Annotated in this window: 17 protein-coding genes; 8 read left to right on the top strand and 9 right to left on the bottom strand. The window is 67.7% G+C overall.

Annotation, left to right across the window (positions count from 1 at the left end; translation table 11 throughout):
- Nucleotides 1–18 precede the first annotated feature (18 nt).
- Complete coding sequence (locus ABZX37_RS13715) at nucleotides 19–618, bottom strand: helix-turn-helix domain-containing protein (protein WP_354739248.1); 600 nt, start codon at nucleotides 616–618, stop codon at nucleotides 19–21.
- A gap of 207 nt (nucleotides 619–825) precedes the next feature.
- On the opposite strand from ABZX37_RS13715, the gene ABZX37_RS13710 reads away from it, so the two are divergent.
- The 4 genes from ABZX37_RS13710 (at nucleotide 826) to ABZX37_RS13695 (ending at nucleotide 5,143) form a co-directional block, all read left to right on the top strand.
- Nucleotides 826–1,671, top strand: coding sequence for a TIGR03620 family F420-dependent LLM class oxidoreductase (locus tag ABZX37_RS13710; RefSeq protein ID WP_354739247.1), 846 nt, complete (start codon nucleotides 826–828; stop codon nucleotides 1,669–1,671).
- Between the two features lie 353 nt (nucleotides 1,672–2,024).
- Nucleotides 2,025–2,651, top strand: a complete 627-nt coding sequence (locus tag ABZX37_RS13705) for a DUF1345 domain-containing protein (protein ID WP_354739245.1) — start codon at nucleotides 2,025–2,027, stop codon at nucleotides 2,649–2,651.
- Between the two features lie 155 nt (nucleotides 2,652–2,806).
- A complete protein-coding gene (locus ABZX37_RS13700) occupies nucleotides 2,807–4,153 on the top strand; it encodes an ankyrin repeat domain-containing protein (protein WP_354739243.1) in 1,347 nt (448 codons plus the stop codon).
- A gap of 93 nt (nucleotides 4,154–4,246) precedes the next feature.
- Nucleotides 4,247–5,143, top strand: a complete 897-nt coding sequence (locus tag ABZX37_RS13695; RefSeq protein WP_354739241.1) for a nuclear transport factor 2 family protein — start codon at nucleotides 4,247–4,249, stop codon at nucleotides 5,141–5,143.
- Nucleotides 5,144–5,750: 607 nt separating this feature from the next.
- On the opposite strand, the gene ABZX37_RS13690 is transcribed toward ABZX37_RS13695, so the two are convergent.
- From ABZX37_RS13690 to ABZX37_RS13680, 3 genes are all read right to left on the bottom strand, one after another.
- The gene (locus ABZX37_RS13690; RefSeq protein ID WP_354739239.1) at nucleotides 5,751–6,779 is read right to left on the bottom strand and encodes a HEAT repeat domain-containing protein; all 1,029 of its coding nucleotides are present in this window, start codon (nucleotides 6,777–6,779) and stop codon (nucleotides 5,751–5,753) included.
- Complete coding sequence (locus ABZX37_RS13685; RefSeq protein ID WP_354739237.1) at nucleotides 6,773–7,453, bottom strand: HEAT repeat domain-containing protein; 681 nt, start codon at nucleotides 7,451–7,453, stop codon at nucleotides 6,773–6,775. The genes ABZX37_RS13690 and ABZX37_RS13685 overlap by 7 nt, the downstream gene beginning before the upstream one ends.
- A gap of 91 nt (nucleotides 7,454–7,544) precedes the next feature.
- Nucleotides 7,545–8,102, bottom strand: a complete 558-nt coding sequence (locus ABZX37_RS13680) for a cupin domain-containing protein (RefSeq protein ID WP_354739235.1) — start codon at nucleotides 8,100–8,102, stop codon at nucleotides 7,545–7,547.
- A 105-nt stretch (nucleotides 8,103–8,207) separates the two neighbouring features.
- Between ABZX37_RS13680 and ABZX37_RS13675 the strand changes: the two genes are divergently transcribed.
- Nucleotides 8,208–8,768 (top strand): TetR/AcrR family transcriptional regulator, encoded by a 561-nt coding sequence (locus ABZX37_RS13675; RefSeq protein WP_354739234.1) that lies wholly within the window; start codon nucleotides 8,208–8,210, stop codon nucleotides 8,766–8,768.
- Nucleotides 8,769–8,990: 222 nt separating this feature from the next.
- Nucleotides 8,991–9,815 carry a M55 family metallopeptidase gene (locus ABZX37_RS13670; RefSeq protein WP_354739232.1) on the top strand — a complete coding sequence of 275 codons (825 nt, stop codon included), beginning with the start codon at nucleotides 8,991–8,993 and terminating at the stop codon, nucleotides 9,813–9,815.
- Nucleotides 9,816–9,989: 174 nt separating this feature from the next.
- Here the strand turns inward: ABZX37_RS13670 and ABZX37_RS13665 are convergent, their stop codons facing one another.
- From ABZX37_RS13665 to ABZX37_RS13650, 4 genes are all read right to left on the bottom strand, one after another.
- Nucleotides 9,990–10,256, bottom strand: coding sequence for a DUF397 domain-containing protein (locus tag ABZX37_RS13665; protein WP_354739230.1), 267 nt, complete (start codon nucleotides 10,254–10,256; stop codon nucleotides 9,990–9,992).
- A 98-nt stretch (nucleotides 10,257–10,354) separates the two neighbouring features.
- The gene (gene ilvC, locus ABZX37_RS13660; protein WP_354739228.1) at nucleotides 10,355–11,368 is read right to left on the bottom strand and encodes a ketol-acid reductoisomerase; all 1,014 of its coding nucleotides are present in this window, start codon (nucleotides 11,366–11,368) and stop codon (nucleotides 10,355–10,357) included.
- A gap of 43 nt (nucleotides 11,369–11,411) precedes the next feature.
- A complete protein-coding gene (ilvN, locus tag ABZX37_RS13655; RefSeq protein WP_184780531.1) occupies nucleotides 11,412–11,918 on the bottom strand; it encodes an acetolactate synthase small subunit in 507 nt (168 codons plus the stop codon).
- Nucleotides 11,915–13,810, bottom strand: a complete 1,896-nt coding sequence (locus ABZX37_RS13650) for an acetolactate synthase large subunit (protein WP_354739226.1) — start codon at nucleotides 13,808–13,810, stop codon at nucleotides 11,915–11,917. Before ABZX37_RS13650 ends, ilvN begins: the two co-directional genes overlap by 4 nt.
- A gap of 324 nt (nucleotides 13,811–14,134) precedes the next feature.
- Here ABZX37_RS13650 and ABZX37_RS13645 point away from each other — a divergent pair, with 324 nt between their 5' ends.
- Nucleotides 14,135–14,677: a PH domain-containing protein gene (locus ABZX37_RS13645; protein ID WP_354739224.1), complete on the top strand. Its 543-nt coding sequence runs from the start codon at nucleotides 14,135–14,137 to the stop codon at nucleotides 14,675–14,677.
- Between the two features lie 72 nt (nucleotides 14,678–14,749).
- Complete coding sequence (gene ilvD / locus ABZX37_RS13640; RefSeq protein WP_354739222.1) at nucleotides 14,750–16,594, top strand: dihydroxy-acid dehydratase; 1,845 nt, start codon at nucleotides 14,750–14,752, stop codon at nucleotides 16,592–16,594.
- Nucleotides 16,595–17,256: 662 nt separating this feature from the next.
- Here ilvD and ABZX37_RS13635 read toward each other — a convergent pair.
- Nucleotides 17,257–17,832 carry a DoxX family membrane protein gene (locus tag ABZX37_RS13635; protein ID WP_354739220.1) on the bottom strand — a complete coding sequence of 192 codons (576 nt, stop codon included), beginning with the start codon at nucleotides 17,830–17,832 and terminating at the stop codon, nucleotides 17,257–17,259.
- Nucleotides 17,833–17,878 lie beyond the last annotated feature (46 nt).

Raw genomic sequence — 17,878 nt, 5'->3', positions numbered from 1 at the left:
GCCCGGACTCGCGGGAGTTTAACGCGGTGCGCTGACAGCCCGCTGCCCCCGCTGTTCACTTGTTTGTAATCCGGTGAAGACAAGCGCCATCAGGCGCTCTGTACCGCCCGTGCCCGGCAGGTGGGATCCGGCCCAGGAAGCGCCGTGCAGCAACAAAAGCAGCTCTTGGACGGTCACGTCGGTGCGGAAAACGCCGGCCGCCTGCGCCCTGTCCACCAGTTGGGACGCCGCGTCGCGCATCGCGTCACAGGACGCGTGCAGCCGCGATTCCGGATCGTCGAAGGCGTCGGCCAGCATTTCGGTAAGGCCACGGTAAACGGCGGAGGTCTCTCCGAAGCCGATGAGCCAGGCGTACAGGGCCTCAAGAGGATCTTCGGCGACGAGCAGTTCGCGCGCTTTTTCCGCTTGAGTGTCGAACCGCTCCCGCAGCAGCGTCTCGACCAGGTCTTCCCTAGCCGGGAAGTGGCGGTAGAGGGTGCCGATCCCGACGCCGGCGTTGCGGGCGATGTCCTCGAGCGAGGCATCGACACCGCGCTCGGCGAAGGCACGCCTCGCTTCGGCCAGCAGGCGTTCGTAGTTGCGGCGGGCGTCCGCGCGCATCGGCTTGGCGTCGGTCATCTCGGTCCGAGCTTATCCCGTGACAAATCGGAGGGTTCCTCCGTATAGTAACCGGAGGCGGCCTCTGTTTCTGGAGTGCGTCCTCAGTGGACGCACCAGCCGGGCTGCGCCGAGATCGATGCCGCACCTTCGCGGCCACGGAACCTTCTTGGAGTCTGTTGTGGATGTGTTCGCAAAACTGACCGCCAGCGCGGAAGGTGGCGCACGATGACGATCGGAATCTGGACGTTCGCCTTTGACGGCAAGGAAATCGGCGAGGTACGCGCGGCTGCGGCCGAAGTCGAGTCGCTGGGTTTCGCCGCGCTGTGGTTCGGCGAGTACCGCGGACGGGAGGCGTTCACCCAGGCGGCGCTGCTGCTCGAGGCGACGACGAAGTTGACTGTGGCGACCGGCATCGCACGCTTCTCCGAACGGTCGGCAGCTGCCGCTGAAGCCGCTGGACGCACGTTGGCCGAGGCGTATCCAGGCCGGTTCACGCTCGGGCTAGGCGGACATCGGCCCGGCGGCGGAGGCAGCGCGATGCAGGACTATCTCGACGCCATGGATGCGGCAGACCTGGACTTCCCCGCTGAGGGCGCTTCGAGTGCTCGGCCGCGTCGGCTGCTAGCCGCCCTCGGACCAAAGATGCTGAAGCTCGCGGCGACCCGTACCGATGGCGCGCACACGTACTTCGTCCCTCCGGAACACACAGCGTCCGCCAGGGAAACGATGGGACCCGACGCCTACCTCGCCGCCGAACAAGCCGTGGTCCTCGATCCGGATCCCGCGCGGGCACGGCAAATCGCCCGCGAACACGTCGCGACATACGTGCGGCTGGCCCCACACCAACGAGCGAATCTGCGCCGCCTCGGCTACACCGAGGAAGATCTGACCGACGGCGGCAGCGACCGTCTCGTCGACGCGATCGTGGCCTACCGCAGCGAGAAGGAAGTCGCCGACCGAGTCCGCGCACACCTCGACGCCGGCGCGGACCACGTCTGCGTCCAGGTCCTCGGTTCCGGACCGGAGATTCCGCTCGACGGCTGGCGTCGCCTCGCATCCCTGGTGCTCTGATTCCCGGTGGGGCTTTCGGACCTTCTCGCGAAAGCCCCACCCCGGCTTGTTCCCGACGCCTCGCCAAATCCGGCTGACGTCTCGCCAGGATTCGGCTACTGGAGGACCCGCAGGTTGCCGACGCCATCCCGCCAACCGTGAGAAAACCCAGCTCACCACTGATTCGCCACTGAGCGGCGAAACCGCCCGCCTCCGCTGTACGGACACTTCTACCTCTACCGGAGACATCCCCCGCGAACACGGAACTTCCCCTGAACAGGCGACCTGGCCGACCCCGTTTCGCCGCCCAGCGGCCACAACCCCGCTGTTATCTTCGCGAGACGCCTCGCCCGCGTTCGCCCCGGGAGCCGCCGGTGTTCACGAAACTCGCCATCGCCGCGTCCCGGATGGTCGAACTCGTCCTGCTGATACTGGGGATCGTCACCCTCGTCAAGGACGACAACGTCCTGGCCCTTCTCTCCTGGGATCTGCTCGCGCTGATCTACCTCGGCATCCGGATCGCGCGAGTGTCCCGTAGCCGAAAAATCGACCACACCGACGCCCGGTGGCTGAAAGGCGTTCTCGGCCGTCGGCTCGGATTGCTGTTCACGCTGTTGACCAGCCTCGTCGGCGTCACCGGCGGATTGTCGATCGTGTTGCCGGAAACGACCGGCATCGACCCGACTGCAGCGAAAGTCGTCGGCGTCCCCGCGGTCCTGCTGGCCTGGGCGATCCTGCACTTCGGTTACGCGGAACGCTACGCCCAGACGTACTACGACAGCCTCCCGACCCAGCACTTCCGCTTCCCCGAAACCGAACGTCCCACGCTCGCCGATTTCACCTATTTCGCGTTCACCATCGGGACGAGCTTCGCGGTCTCGGACGTCGAAACGCGGACGACGTCGATCCGTTCCCTGGTACTCGCGCACAGCGTCCTGTCGTTCATGTACAACACGGCCACGCTCGGCATCGCGGTCAGCGTCATCACCGGCGGACGTTGACCCTTGTGAGTTACAGTGTTCTCGCGCGGCAGGGGCCGCGTCCTGTCCGCGGAAAGGGCCGAGCCCACCCCCGTACCACGAGTTGCCGAGCTTTCCTTCTTCCCTGCCCGGTGCCGGCGGACCACGGGGCGCGCAAGGGAAGGAAGGACTCCCTGATGACGGCCTTGCCCGCCAAGCCCGACCTGGGCCAACTCCGCAAACAGGCGAAAGAACTCGCCCGCGCCGACTCGATACCGCTGTCGGAAGCGCAGTTCCGACTCGCTCGCCGCTACGGATTCCCCAGTTGGCCACAGCTGCAGACGTACGTCCGCCGAATCGCCGAGCACGGCCCGGACGTCCAGCACGCCTACCACCAGGACGTCGAGTACTACCGAGGCCGCGCCGTCGGCCTCCTCGCCTCAGCCGAAGACGGCACCCCAGCCGCCCGCGCCGCCTTCGACCGCCACGACCAATCGCTGACCCGCACCGGTGCCTCAACCGTCATCGCCCGAGAGCACGGTTTCCCCACCTGGCGCGCGTTGAAGGCCCATGTCGAGGATTTGCCGAAAAACGGCGAACCGTTCGCCCGGGCCTATCAGCTGGTAGAAGCCCGAGATGTGGACGGCCTGTCAACACTGCTGGCCGAAGCTCCGCACCTGGCCCACGCCCGAGGCACCAACGGAAACGATCTCCTCGGCATGGCGTCCGCGACCCACGACGAACGCCTCGTCCGCATCCTGCTCGACCACGGTGCCGATCCCGCTCGAGCCAACGCGCACGGCTGGACTGCCTTACATCAAACCGCCTACAGCAATTTACCACTGATCGCCGACATGTTGATCAACGCCGGCGCGCCCTTGGCCGTCTCAGGCCGCGGCGACGGCGGAACCCCGCTCGTTGTGGCCCTATTTTGGGGAAATCGCGCTGTTGCCGAAAAACTGGCAACGCACGAACGGTCCCCTCGCAACCTGCGCGTCGCAGCCGGTCTCGGCGACGCGGCTCTACTGGATGAACTAGTCAGTCCAAAGGGGACTCTTTCTCCAGCGGCCGGCGCACACCGTGAGTTCTACCGCCCGCACAGCGGTTTTCCCTTCTGGCAGCCAACAAACGACCCCACCGAAATCCTCGACGAATCCCTAGCCTGGGCCGCCCGCAACAACCAAACAGCCGCACTCCGCACCCTGACCTCACGCGGCGCGAACCTGGACGCCGACGTCTACCGCGGCACCGCCCTCACCTGGGCAGCGACGTGTGGCCACTCAGCGGCAACAGAAACCCTGCTGTCGCTGGGCGCGAACGTCAACCACGTCGGCACCTTCGGCGGCCCACGCCACGGCGTCGGCGTCACCGCACTGCACCTGGCCGCCCAGAGCAACCGCCTGGACGTCATCGAAATCCTGGTGAGCGCCGGCGCAGACCTCACCGCACGCGACGCCCTCTGGGACAGCACCCCCGAAGGCTGGGCGGAAGCGTGCGACAGCCCCGCCGCCCAAGAACTGCTGCACCGCCTCCGTCGCCATTAATCGGCAACTCCCTCCCACTGGACAACCGGAGTCTGTAGTCCGTATCGTAACGGACTAAAGACTCCGGTTAATCCACGCCCTGCGGAGGCCCTCATGCGAACTCCACGCGACCTGTTCGACCAGCTCTCCTCTGGAATCACTGACGGCCGCTTCGCCGACCTCGCGCACCTCTACGCCGAAGACACCGTCGTAGAACACCCCACCGCGATACCCAGGCCCGGGCAATTGGAAGGCCGCGCCGCACTACACGACCGTTTCGTCAGCGGCCTCGGCCAAACCCTCCGCCTCAAACACCACGACGTGACCATTCACGAAACCGCCGACCCCGAGGTCATCGTCGCCGAGTACCAGTACACCGCCGAGTCACGGAACACCGGCCAGACAACCGAAACGGCCAACATCCAAGTCCTCCGCGCCCGCGACGGACTCCTCATCCACACCCGCGACTATCACGACTACCTGCGCCTGGCCGCCATCCAAAACGCGACCGCCGGTCTAGCCGAGGCATACGCCCAAGCGCCCGCTTACGAACCTCGCCCCATCGCACCACGCCCAGCTAGACTCTTCCCCGCGAACAGCCGCGAAGGCGTATTCCAACGAGTCGTCTTCGGCGTCGCCGACGGCCGCTGGTCCGAACTCCCCGACCTCTATGCGGCGAAAACCGATATCCGACACCCGTTCCTGCCCGGTGCCCCCATCCTCCGCACCCGAGACGACTTGCGCGCCCACTTCGCCGCCGGTGCCGCGCTGGCCCTCCGCGTCGAAGCGACCGATCTGGTGCTTCACCTGAGCACCGACCCAGAAGTCATCATCGGCGAGTCGACCTATGTGGGCGAAACCAGCGCCGGAGTGCCGTTCCAGGTGAACAACATCTTCGCGATGCGCATCCGAGACGGAGAGATCATCGAATCCCGCGACTACGGCGACCACCTCGCCCTGGCCGCAGCCACTGGCCGCCTACCGGAACTCATCGCCCGCGTCGCCGAATAGCGGCAACTCCTCCACGGTGTCGCCACCAAACGGCAACGCCTCGGCCAGCACTGACCGCCATCGCCCTAGACGCCACACCCCACCAATGCCAGCCACACTGGCCGCTCCACAGCACCCGAGTAATGCGTCGCCACTAAACGGCAACATCCTCACCAGCGCTGGACACCGTCATCGCACAGCAACGGTTCAACACAACCTCGCCCTAACGGGCACTCAGCTTCACGTCGCAGGGCAACAGCCAACCGACCGTGGAAACCACCGTCGCCGTTCAATGGCAACATCCACCACCGGTCCCCGGCTCAATGCGCAGCAAGAATTCAGCCCAGCCCTCGCCACTAAGCGGCAAATGCCCGCCATCGCAGCTCAGCCACGTCCCCCGCAACTCTCGCCACTGGTCGGCGAATCCCCGCCCTGCTTTCTGGCGGTACCCCATCCCGACGGCTTTCGCCGCCCAACGGCAATTCATCCCGCAGGCCGCCGCGACCCAATCGGCCACGCCAGTCGCCGCTGAACGGCAACGCGCCCCGCAGCAACTTTCGCCGTTAACTGGCAAATGCCTCTGACCAGCACCGATCCCCCGAATCTCTACCAGCCAACCGCGCGCGACCTAGGCGCTTCCAGAGACCTCACCAGCGCTATCCCGCTCTTCAACAACCTTCACAAGCGCCGAAGCCACCAACGCCACAGCCGGATCCTCATCCCCCGCCAACCGCCGCAACGCTCCCTGCGCAAGAGTCCCCGGCATCTCCGCGAGCGCCTGCGTCAACCGGATCCGTACCGCGGAATCCGCAAGATGCGCCGCCACCGCATCCATCAACGCGCCGACAATCCCGCCCACGCCCCCATCCGCCAACGCGCCCAAAACCTCAGCCGCCTCGACGTCGTTTCGTCCCTCAACGACCATTTCGACAAGCGTCGGCACAGCCTCCTCGACACCGCGCGCCCCCAAAGCGAGCGCCGCATGCCGCCGGACCACAGCGTCCGAGCCAGCGAGCGCGTCCATCAACACCGAGGTCGCCTCGTTGCCGGGCAACTCGATGAGCGCCAGGACCGCGCGTCGCCGGATCTCGGCGTCGTCCGAGCGAAGACCGGGCGCCACATTCGCCACTATGTCGCCACCGGTCCGGGCAAGCGCCCATCGCAAGGCACCGGCGACGTTCGGATCGGATTCGGCGAGAACTGCTTTGGCCAGCACCTCAGCGGGGACCGGCACATCGTCGGCAGGGGCCAAAACGGTCTGCTGCCGACGCACGGCACCGGATGAATTGAGCCCGCGCAGCAGTTCGACGATGCGCAAGGCACCCTCCCAACCGGAAGGTGCCGAGGCATCGACCGCACGGAGCCGGTCGAGCAGTTCCTGCTCCCGCTTCAGCCGGTCTTCGGTCCGCCGGATGAGGTCGCCGACCAGCTCCGCCGGCACGAAGGCAGGGTCTTCCAGCGCCCGGCCGATCTGCCGCAACGACATCCCGAGCGACCGGAGACTTTCCACGTGGAAGATCCGGCGGATGTCGTCGGCGGAGTACTCGCGATAGCCGCCCACGGTGCGGCCGGTCGGCCGCACCAGCCCGAGGGCGTCGTAATGCCGGAGCATCCGGGTGCTCACCCCCGAGCGGCGGGCGACCTCGCCGATCAGCACGCGGTTTCCTGAGCCCGCTCCGGACCGAGCGCGACGATCCGTTTCGCCTCGTCCACAGCCTGGTCGAAACCGGTGTCCGGGTCACCAAGTAGCCGTTCAGTGGCGACGGCGTGCGCCCGAACGGTCGCGTCGGTGCTCGTCAATGCGGGCTCCAGCGCCGGCTCGATCACGGGACCGAGCGCGACCAACGCCCGGCTGAGGCTGAGCTGCAGCGTCCGGTCACCGCGGCCGAGTTGTGTCGCCAGTTCCACGGCCAGCCCGGCCTTGTCCTCGTCGGGCACGAGGATGACAGCCGCCCGCCAGGCGCTTTTCGCGACCTCGTCGTCGGCGTCGCGCAGCAACGATCGGGTGATCGCTGGCCACACGTCCCGGTCGCCGATTTTGGACAACGTGTGCAGCGACTGGCTCCTGGCCTGCGCCACCGGGGACCGCAGCTCCGCGAGAAGCCGTGGCACCGTGTCCTCCGCCGGGAACCGGGTCAGCGCCCAGGTGAACATGTCGCGCACGAAAAAGTCCGGCTCGATGGCGCACCGTGCGACGAGCGCCTCGACGAGACCAGGGCCGTCCGGGTGCGTTCCGATCGTCAGCGCGACCTGCAGCCGCGTCGACGAGTCCCCGGCGCCCAACGCCTCGATCAGCCGCGTGAGCTGGGAATTCATCTGTGTCGAGTTCATCGGGATCACCTCCGCCGACCAGTGAAGACCTTGTCACAATGTCAATGTCAAACCCGGCGGGCAAAAGATCGGCAAAAGAAGCCATCGCCGTTCAGTGGCGAAACCCGGTCTCCGCCCGATCCGCGCCGACAGCGACGCCGACGATCGTGCACGGTTCGGCGCCCTGGTTTCGCCAGGCGTGCCGCGTGCCGTTCTGGACGAGGACATCGCCTGCCCGCAAGACCGTCTGGTCCCCGTCGTCCAGCTCCAACGTGACCTCGCCCGAGACGACCAGGACGTAATCGAGGCTGTCGGTGGTGTGCATGCCAGGTGCGTCGGGCTCCATCGCGCCGGCCGCGCCCGGTGCTTGCCGCTCCAGCTTTTCCCAGGCTGCTGGCAGGTCGAGATCCGGCGACGGCGTCAGCTCGCCGGGCGCGATCGTGTTAATCATGAACCGCGAACCGTCCCGCGGCGGGTAGTGCGCCTCGGCGCGACGCGGCGAACCGTCGTCCGGGAACACCGGTCGTTCGTCCCGGCCCCACAGCCGGTAGATCGCGCAGCCAGGCATCAGATCGGAAGTGATCGGCTCGACAGCGCCGTCGGCGACCACGCGGGACTTGCCGTCGGAGTTGTGTCCGGTGACTACTCGGCGAACCTTCGTGTGTGCCATTTCGATCGCCCCTCAGTACGGCAGCGTATGGATACGGTTACGTATCCATACGCCACCGTATCCAGCGCGAGTGGAGTCGTCAATACGGTGGCGTATTCTCCGCGCATGGTGAACGATTCGCCCCGGCTATCCGCCCAGGACTGGACGCGGGCCGCGCTGAAGGCGATCGCGGACGGCGGTCTGGCCGCGGTCGGAGTCGAACCGCTCGCGCGGACGCTCGGCGTGACCAAGGGCAGCTTTTACGCGCACTTCCGCAACCGGGACGAGCTGATCACAGCGGCTCTCGCCGATTGGTGGCGAAACCACGGCGAGGCGGGACTCGCCGAGTACGCCGCGATCGCCGATCCGGGGCAACGGCTGCGCGAACTGCTCACTGCCGTCGTGCGTTCCGTGCAGCCGCTAGCGCCGTCGGTGCACCTGAGCCTGCTCGGCGATCGCAACGACCCTCGGGTCAAAGAAGCGGTCAGCCGCGTCAACCAAGCTCGGCTGAACCTTCTGACCAACACTTACCGCGAACTCGGCCTCCCGCCGGACCAGGCGGTGAACCGTGCGCGAGTCGCTTACGCGGCCATTCTCGGACTGCTGCACCTGGCTCAAACCGAGGCGGACTCGCCAAACCCCGACGCACTCGCGGACGCAGCGGCCGCGATCTTCCTGCCCTCCTGACAGTCAGTCCGCCCATACCGGCCGCGGCAGCACTTGCCTCCCAGCGGCGAATCCGCCGGGACACGCTCTCGTCCGGTAATGGGCAGATTCGCCACGAATCGGCTAACCCCTGGTCAACCAGGCATTCACAGACCCGGGGACCCACCCGCACGAGCAAGCCGACTACCACCGGACCGCTCGATAAGGTGGCATTCCTGGCCGCCCGTCGCCGAGGAAGGTGTGATGGAGATGCGGGTGCTCGTCTCGGTCGACATGGAGGGAATCGCCGGGGTGGTCCACGGCGAAGAGGTCATTCCCGGGCACAGCGAATACGAACGCAACCGCAGGCTGCTCACCGCGGAGGCCAACGCCGCCGTCCGCGGGATCTACGCCTACGACGCGGCCGCGCAAGTACAGGTCACCGAAGCGCACGCGAGCTTCCGGAATCTTCTGCCCGAACTGCTGGACCGACGTGTCGAGTTGCTCCGCGGCACGCCCAAGCCCGACGGGATGATGGCGGGACTTGCCGAGGAGACCGACGCTGTGCTGTTCATCGGCTATCACGGCAAGGCCGGCACGCCCCGTTCGGTCATGGCGCACACCATCTCCGGCGGAACCATCGCGGACGTGCGCTGCAATGGCCATTCGTTGGGCGAACTCGGTCTGAACACCGCACTCGCGGCGCACTACGGCGCGCCGCCCGTGCTGGTGAGCGGCGACGACACCGTGGCAACCGAGGCGGCCGAGGTAGCGCCGGGCATCCGCTCGATAGTGGTCAAACGCGCGCTGGGTGCTCTCGCGGCGGCGATGCTGCATCCCGATGAGGCGTGCGACCGTATCGAGCAAGCGGTGCCCGAAGCGCTGGCCGGTCGAGAGGACATCCGTCCGCTGCGCTTCGACGGACTGGTCCAGCTGGAAGTCCAGGTACATCGGCCCCGGATGACCGAACACGCGCTGCTGGTGCCGGGAATGGAACTCGCCGACGGCTGTACCTTGCGCTACCAGGCACCGGACTTCCCGACGGCCTACCAGGTCATTGAACTCATAGCGACGCTCGGAGCCATCTGATCCCGGCCGACCGGACCCATCCGACAGGCTCGTCCACGAGGACGCGCTCAACCTGAGCCGCTGACCTGGGCAATCGTGCAGCGGACTTCGGATTCGCCATTAATCGGCAACCGCCGTCCACCAAGCAGATCAGGCCGATTCACCAGCCCGAAATCCCCCACGAAAAGCGGAGACCTACGACTCCCCCGGCAACTCGAACTCACCATCCCGAACCCCGCGCGTGAACGCCTCCCATTCCGACGGCGTGAACACCAGCACGCTCCCGTCCGGGTCGGTCGGCTGCCGGATGGCCACGTAGGTCACCCCGTCCGCATGGGGAACGAACGCGTATTCCGCGCAGTGCTCCAGGGTCACGCCCGCCGGTTCGGCGCGGATCCAGGTCGCGCCGGTCAGGTCGAGTTCGTGCCTGATGTGCGCCTTGTCGTCGGTCGGGCGGCTCATCGGCACAGCGTATCCGCCGTTCGGCGGCACCGCCTTGGAACGAAAAAGAGGCCCTGCCGTCCGGCGAACGGACGGCAGGGCCTCTTCTGAGATACCGGTCAGGCGGTCTCGGTGATCGGCCGGTCCACCCACGACATCAGGTCGCGCAGCTTCTTGCCGGTCGTCTCGATCGGGTGCTGGTTGCCCTGCTCCTCGAGCTTCGTGAAGTTCGGCCGTCCGGCCTCGTCCTCGGCGACCCACTCGCGGGCGAAGGTGCCGTCCTGGATCTCGCCCAGGATCTTCTTCATCTCCTCCTTGACGGCCGGCGAGATGACGCGCGGGCCGCGGGTGAGGTCGCCGTACTCGGCGGTGTCGGAGATGGAGTAGCGCTGGCGCGCGATGCCGCCCTCGTACATGAGGTCGACGATCAGCTTCAGCTCGTGCAGCACCTCGAAGTAGGCGATCTCCGGGGCGTAGCCGGCCTCGGTGAGCACCTCGAAACCGGTCTGCACCAGCGCGGACGCGCCGCCGCACAGCACGGCCTGCTCGCCGAAGAGGTCGGTCTCGGTCTCCTCGGTGAAGGTCGTCTTGATGACGCCGGCCCGCGCGCCGCCGATCGCCGCGGCGTAGGACAGCGCGAGTGCCTGGGCGTTGCCCGAAGCGTCCTGCTCGACCGCGATCAGGCAGGGCACGCCCTTGCCGTCCACGAACTGGCGGCGGACCAGGTGGCCCGGGCCCTTCGGGGCGACCATGGCGACGTCGACATTGGCCGGCGGCTTGATCAGGTCGTACCGGATGTTGAAGCCGTGGCCGAAGAAGAGCGCGTCGCCGTCCTTGAGGTTCGGCGCGATGTGCTCTTCGTAGATGAAGCGCTGCTTCGTGTCCGGCGCGAGGATCATGATCACGTCGGCCTCGGCGGCCGCCTCGGCGACCGACAGCACGCGCAGGCCCTGCTCCTCGGCCTTCGCCCGGGACTTGGACCCCTCCTGCAGGCCGATGCGGACGTCGACGCCCGAGTCGCGCAGGCTGAGCGAGTGCGCGTGGCCCTGGCTGCCGTAGCCGATCACGGCGACCTTGCGACCCTGGATGATCGACAGGTCGGCGTCGTCGTCGTAGAAGATTTCCACTGCCATGGGGGGTACTACTTCCTTCCGTACTTACACGAAATCTGGGTGTTCAGCGGGGAGAGGTGGCGGTGATCGAGCGGGCCCCGCGGCCCACCGCGACCATGCCGGACTGGACGAGTTCGCGGATGCCGTACGGCTCCAGCATCCGCAGCAGCGCGCCGATCTTGTCCGACGTCCCGGTCGCCTCGACGGTGAGCGCCTCCGGCGAGACGTCCACCACCTTGGCGCGGAAGAGCTGGACGGTCTCGAGGACCTGGCTGCGCACGGTGGCGTCGGCCCTGACCTTGACGAGGAGCAGTTCGCGCTGCACCGCGCTGCCTGCTTCCAGCTCGACGATCTTGATCACGTTCACCAGCTTGTTGAGCTGTTTGGTCACCTGTTCGAGCGGTAGCTCCTCAACGGCGACCACGATCGTCATCCGGGACACCTCGGGGTTCTCCGTGGGCCCGACAGCAAGGGACTCGATGTTGAAGCCGCGGCGGGAGAACAGTCCGGAGACCCGGGCGAGCACACCGGGCTTGTTCTCGACCAGCACGCTCAGCGTGTGGACAGTCATGCTTGCTCCCCCTCCGCGGCAGCGGCCTCGGCGGCCTCGGCGGCTTCCTGCGAAACCTCGTCGTCGTCGAACAGCGGCCGGATGCCGCGCACGGCCATGATCTCGTCGTTCCCGGTGCCCGCGGCGACCATCGGCCACACCTGGGCATCCTTCCCCACGACGAAATCGATCACGACGGGGCGGTCGTTGATCTCCATCGCGCGCCGGATCGTCGCATCGACGTCCTCCTTGGCCTCGCAGCGCAGGCCCGCGCAGCCGAGCGCCTCGGCCAGCAGCGTGAAGTCCGGGATGCGGTGCTTGTGCGTGCCGAGGTCGGTGTTGGAGTACCGCTCGGAGTAGAAGAGGTTCTGCCACTGGCGGACCATGCCGAGGTTGCCGTTGTTGATCACGGCGACCTTGATCGGCGCGCCCTCGATGGCGCACGTGGCAAGTTCCTGATTGGTCATCTGGAAGCAGCCGTCGCCGTCGATCGCCCACACCTGCGTGTCCGGCAGGCCGAACTGCGCGCCCATCGCGGCCGGGACGGCGAAGCCCATGGTGCCGAGGCCGCCGGAGTTGATCCAGGTGCGCGGCTTCTCGTACTTCACGAACTGCGCGGCCCACATCTGATGCTGCCCGACGCCCGCGGCGTACACCGCGTCCGGGCCGACCAGCTCGCCGATCCGCTCGATGACGTACTGCGGCGACAGGGAACCGTCGTCGGGCCATTCGTAGCCCGACGGGTAGTCGTCGCGCCACGAGTCGACCTGCGTCCACCAGTCGCTCAGGTCGGGACGGTCGCGCTCGAACTCGGTCTTCACCGCGTCGATCAGCTCGCCGATGATCTCCTTGCAGTCGCCGACGATCGGCACGTCCGCCTTGCGGTTCTTGGAGATCTCGGCCGGGTCGATGTCCGCGTGGACGATCTTCGCGTCCGGCGCGAACGACGACAGCTGGCCGGTGACCCGGTCGTCGAACCGGGCGCCGAGCGCGACCAGCAGGTCGGCGCGCTGCATCGAGGCGACAGCGGCGACGGACCCGTGCATGCCGGGCATGCCGACGTGCTGACGGTGCGAGTCGGGGAACGCGCCGCGCGCCATCAGCGTGGTCGCGACCGGGATGCCGGTCAGCTCGGCCAGCTCGAGCAGCTGCTCGGACGCCTCGGCCTTGATCACGCCGCCGCCGACGTACAGCACCGGCCGCTGCGCCTGCGCGATCAGCTTCGCGGCTTCGCGGACCTGCTTGCCGTGCGGCCGCAGCGTCGGGCGGTAGCCGGGCAGCCGGAGCTCGGGCGGCCAGGAGAACGAGGTCATCTCCTGCAGCACGTCCTTGGGGATGTCCACCAGCACCGGGCCGGGTCGTCCGGTCGCGGCCAGGTGGAACGCCTCGGCGATGGCCCGCGGGATCTCCGCCGGGTCGGTGACGAGGAAGTTGTGCTTGGTGACCGGCATGGTGATGCCGCAGATGTCGGCTTCCTGGAACGCGTCGGTGCCGATCAGGGCACGTGACTGCTGTCCGGTGATGGCGACGACCGGGACCGAGTCCATGTTGGCGTCGGCCAGCGGGGTAACGAGGTTCGTGGCGCCCGGGCCCGAGGTCGCCATGCACACGCCGACCTTGCCGGTCGCCTGCGCGTAACCGGTGGCGGCGTGCCCGGCGCCCTGCTCGTGGCGGACGAGGACGTGCCGGACCTTCGTCGAGTCGAGCAACGGGTCGTAGGCGGGAAGGATGGTGCCACCCGGAATGCCGAACACGACCTCCGCGCCGACCGCCTCGAGGGAGCGGACGAGCGACTGCGCGCCGGTGACGCGCACCGGCGTACCCGCCGGCGGGGCGGGTTTCGGACGTGCTCCTGGGACACCGGGCGCGGTCGGCCCGGGCTTCGCGTCGCTGCGCGACGTGGCACTGGTCATCGGTTCTGCCTCGTGGGTTCTCGGTGTCACTCGTTCGGGTTGTCTGGGCCGTACTTCCGGTCGGGGAACCGGTTTCACGCAACAAAAAACCCCCGCCGACCGTAAGGTCGCACGAGGGTCGCGCGTCGACGCAGAGGACTCTTCCTAAGCGTCGGCGCGCTGAGGAAGTACGAGACCGGTCTGCGTAATCACGGCCCCGACGTTAGTCGCGCGCCCGGGCGAGTGTCAACTCTACGGGACGGCGGTTCCGCATCGTGGACGGCCAGTACTGCTCCCGCGCGACCCGGACGCAGGTCGCTCCCGGCACCGGTGCACCATTCCTGCGTGGCCAAGAAACAGCAGGACCAGCGTGCGGACGAGGGCCGGAAGGCCGTGTTCCGGATCCCGACCACGGCATACCTCGCGATCGGTCTGCTGACCGTCTGTGTGACACCCATCGCACTGGGCGAGATCGGCGGATTCCAGTGGCTGTACGTCTTCCCGCTCGCGCTGCTCGTGTTCGTCGCGCGCACGCGCACCGTCGCGAACCGCGAAGGCCTGCAGGTCCGCACGGTTTTCGGGCAGCGCGACCTGCCGTGGTCGTCGCTCAAGGGCCTGGCGATCACGAACAAGGCCCGCGTGCGCGCGGTCCTCGGCGACGACACCCAGGTCGCCCTTCCCACGGTGCGGACGCGGCACCTTCCGGTACTGGCGCTGGTGAGCGAGGGCAAGATCAAGGACCCGTCGGGCGTGCTGAGCGACGAGGAACTCGCCGGGCACAAGCCGGCCGCCGAGGCCGCGCCGGAGCCCTCTCCCGAACCGGCTGAACCGAAGCCTTCCGCCGACGCGGAACAGACCAGTGGCGGCGACGGCAAACCAGCCGAGTAGAATTGGTAGGACCAGTTTGCGGAGCCACAGTTCCCCTCCGCCTGGTTCAGCCTTCTGACCTGGGAGAATGCCGTGCCGCACCTCCGTTCCCGGACCACCACCCACGGTCGCAACGCGGCGGGCGCACGCTCGCTCTGGCGTGCGACCGGAATGACCGACAGCGATTTCGGCAAGCCGATCGTCGCGATCGCCAACTCCTACACCCAGTTCGTGCCCGGCCACGTGCACCTCAAGGACCTCGGCGAGATCGTCGCCGAGGCGGTCGCCGAAGCCGGCGGCATCGCCCGCGAGTTCCACACGATCGCGGTCGACGACGGCATCGCGATGGGCCACTCGGGCATGCTCTACTCGCTGCCCTCGCGCGAGATCATCGCGGACTCGGTGGAGTACATGGTCAACGCGCACCAGGCCGACGCGCTGGTGTGCATCTCCAACTGCGACAAGATCACGCCGGGCATGCTCAACGCCGCGATGCGGCTCAACATCCCGACCGTGTTCGTCTCGGGCGGTCCGATGGAGGCAGGCAAGGCGGTGGTCGTCGAAGGCGTCGCGCACGCCCCGACCGACCTGATCACCACCATCGCGGCGTCCGCGAACTCCGCTATCGACGAGGCCGGCCTGTCCGAGGTCGAGCGCTCCGCCTGCCCGACCTGCGGTTCCTGCTCCGGCATGTTCACCGCGAACTCGATGAACTGCCTCACCGAAGCCCTGGGTTTGTCGTTGCCGGGCAACGGTTCCACGCTCGCGACGCACGCCGCCCGGCGCGAACTGTTCTCCGACGCCGGACGCACGGTGGTCGAGCTGTGCAAGCGCTGGTACGGCGATGACGACGAGTCGGCGCTGCCGCGTTCGATCGCCACGAAGGAGGCGTTCGAGAACGCGATGGCTCTCGACATGGCCATGGGCGGGTCGACGAACACCGTGCTGCACATCCTCGCCGCCGCGCAGGAGGGCGAGGTCGACTTCACGATCAGCGACATCGACGCCATCGGGCGGCGGGTGCCGTGCCTGTCGAAGGTCGCGCCGAACGCCGATTACCACATGGAAGACGTCCACCGGGCCGGCGGAATCCCCGCCATCCTGGGCGAGCTGTACCGCGGCGGGCTGCTGAACACCGACGTGCACGCGGTCCACGCGCCGGACATCACCACGTGGCTGAACGAGTGGGACATCCGCGCCGAGTCTCCGTCGGAGAAGGCGCTGGAGCTGTTCCACGCCGCACCGGGCGGGGTCCGGACCACTAAGGCGTTCTCGACGGAAAACCGCTGGTCGTCACTGGACACCGACGCCGCCGTCGGCTGCATCCACGACGTCGAACACGCCTACACGAAGGACGGCGGCCTCGCGATCCTGCGCGGCAACCTGGCCGAGAACGGCGCCGTGATCAAGTCCGCGGGCATTGACGAGGACCTGTGGCACTTCCAGGGCCCGGCGCGGGTGCTGGAGAGCCAGGAGGAGGCCGTCTCGGCGATCCTCAAGAAGGAGATCCAGCCGGGCGAGGTCCTGGTCATCCGCTACGAAGGCCCGGCAGGCGGCCCCGGCATGCAGGAAATGCTGCACCCGACGGCGTTCCTCAAGGGCTCCGGCCTCGGCAAGAAATGCGCCCTGATCACCGACGGCCGATTCTCCGGCGGTTCCTCGGGCATCTCGGTCGGCCACATCTCGCCGGAAGCCGCCGCGGGCGGCCTGATCGGCCTGGTGGAGAACGGCGACCAGATCGTCCTGGACGTCCACGAGCGCCGGCTTGAGCTGCTGGTCGATCCGGAGGTTCTGGCCGAACGGCGGGCGAAGATGGACGCTTCGGAACGTCCGTGGCAGCCGAAGGACCGGCAGCGCCCGATCACCGCGGCGCTGCGGGCCTACGCCCGGATGGCCACGTCAGCCGACACCGGTGCGGTCCGGGACCCGAACCGCTGATCCTCTCCTGTTCCGGTTTTTGCTTTGCTGGGAGGGGCCCGCGTGTGGTTGCGCGGGCCCCTCTCCCTGTCTCGGCCAGTCGGCTTCAACCGCTGAAATCTCGGGTCCGCTGCCGTCGGAGCCCTGGTCGACGCGATTCGCCACTAAACGGCTAACGATCACCGCGCCTGCTCGAAGACCCGAATCTCCGACCGCTGCCACACGCCTCGACGCAGGGTCACCGCCACACGTGGAGACCCTTCCCCCGGCTACGAGCCCACCCCACCGGCCGAGTCCGACCAGCCACGCACACAGCACCCACGCCACCCTGGCCCTCGGCTGTCGAGTCCCTGCCGATCCCTCACCGGCGCCCTGCCAGGGCAATCAACCCCAGACTGCTGTTGGCTGCGATTAGCCTCCAGCCGCCGAGCCGTTGCCGCTCACGAGCCAATCCCGTCGGCGACAAACGAACTGCCACCGCCTGAATCATGCCCTTGACCAGGCATTCGCCGCTAAACGGCAACACCCCAACGGCCCGTTGAGCGGCGGAACGACTCACCAACTCGGCGCTGCCTCCAGCCGCCTCCGGCGTGCCAGCAACGTCGGTCCCGGCAATCAGCCACGCCAGTCCCGACGGCCCGCCACGCCGATCCGGACGGTCAGCCACGTCGGCGCTGAACGCGTCAGCGAGTCAGAACAATGACCACCACAGACGCAGCCGCGGCCAGCAGCAGCGAAATGAGCCCAAGAGGCAACGGCCGCTTCCGCCACGGCGTGTTCCGCTCCAGCGAGATGGTGCCCGCACCGGTGAAGATCAGCGTCAGCGCACAGAGCCCGAGCAGCAGCTCGTACTCCCATCCCTGACCGGTGCCCTCGAAGAAGCCGCCGTGGAACTTCGCGTAGACGATGTTGGCGGCCACGCCCAGCAGCCCCGCCGCGGCGAGCGGCGTGAACAGGCCGACGATCAGCAGCGCACTGCCCGCGACCTCGGTGATGCCGGTGATCCAGGACAGCAGCGTCGTCTGTTTGTGGTACCCGAACATCTCGAGCACGTGCGCGAACCCGCCGACGCCCGGTCCGCCGAAAGCGCCGAACAAATGCTGCAGGCCGTGCGCACCCATGATCACGCCGAGCCCCAGGCGCAAGACGAGCAGGCCGAAGCCGAGACCGCCCTGCCGCGGTTCGTCGTAGTCGTTGCCGGCAGAGTCCTCGACACCGGACAGCACGCTGGTCTGGTAGTCGTCCCCTTGAGTGGTCACGCGGCGAAGATTAGGGGATTCAGCCGTGACCCGCGAGCGAGCACGC

The organism is Amycolatopsis sp. NPDC004079, from assembly GCF_040610415.1.
GTDB lineage: Bacteria > Actinomycetota > Actinomycetes > Mycobacteriales > Pseudonocardiaceae > Amycolatopsis > Amycolatopsis halotolerans.
This window is presented reverse-complemented; position numbering and strand designations above follow the sequence as displayed.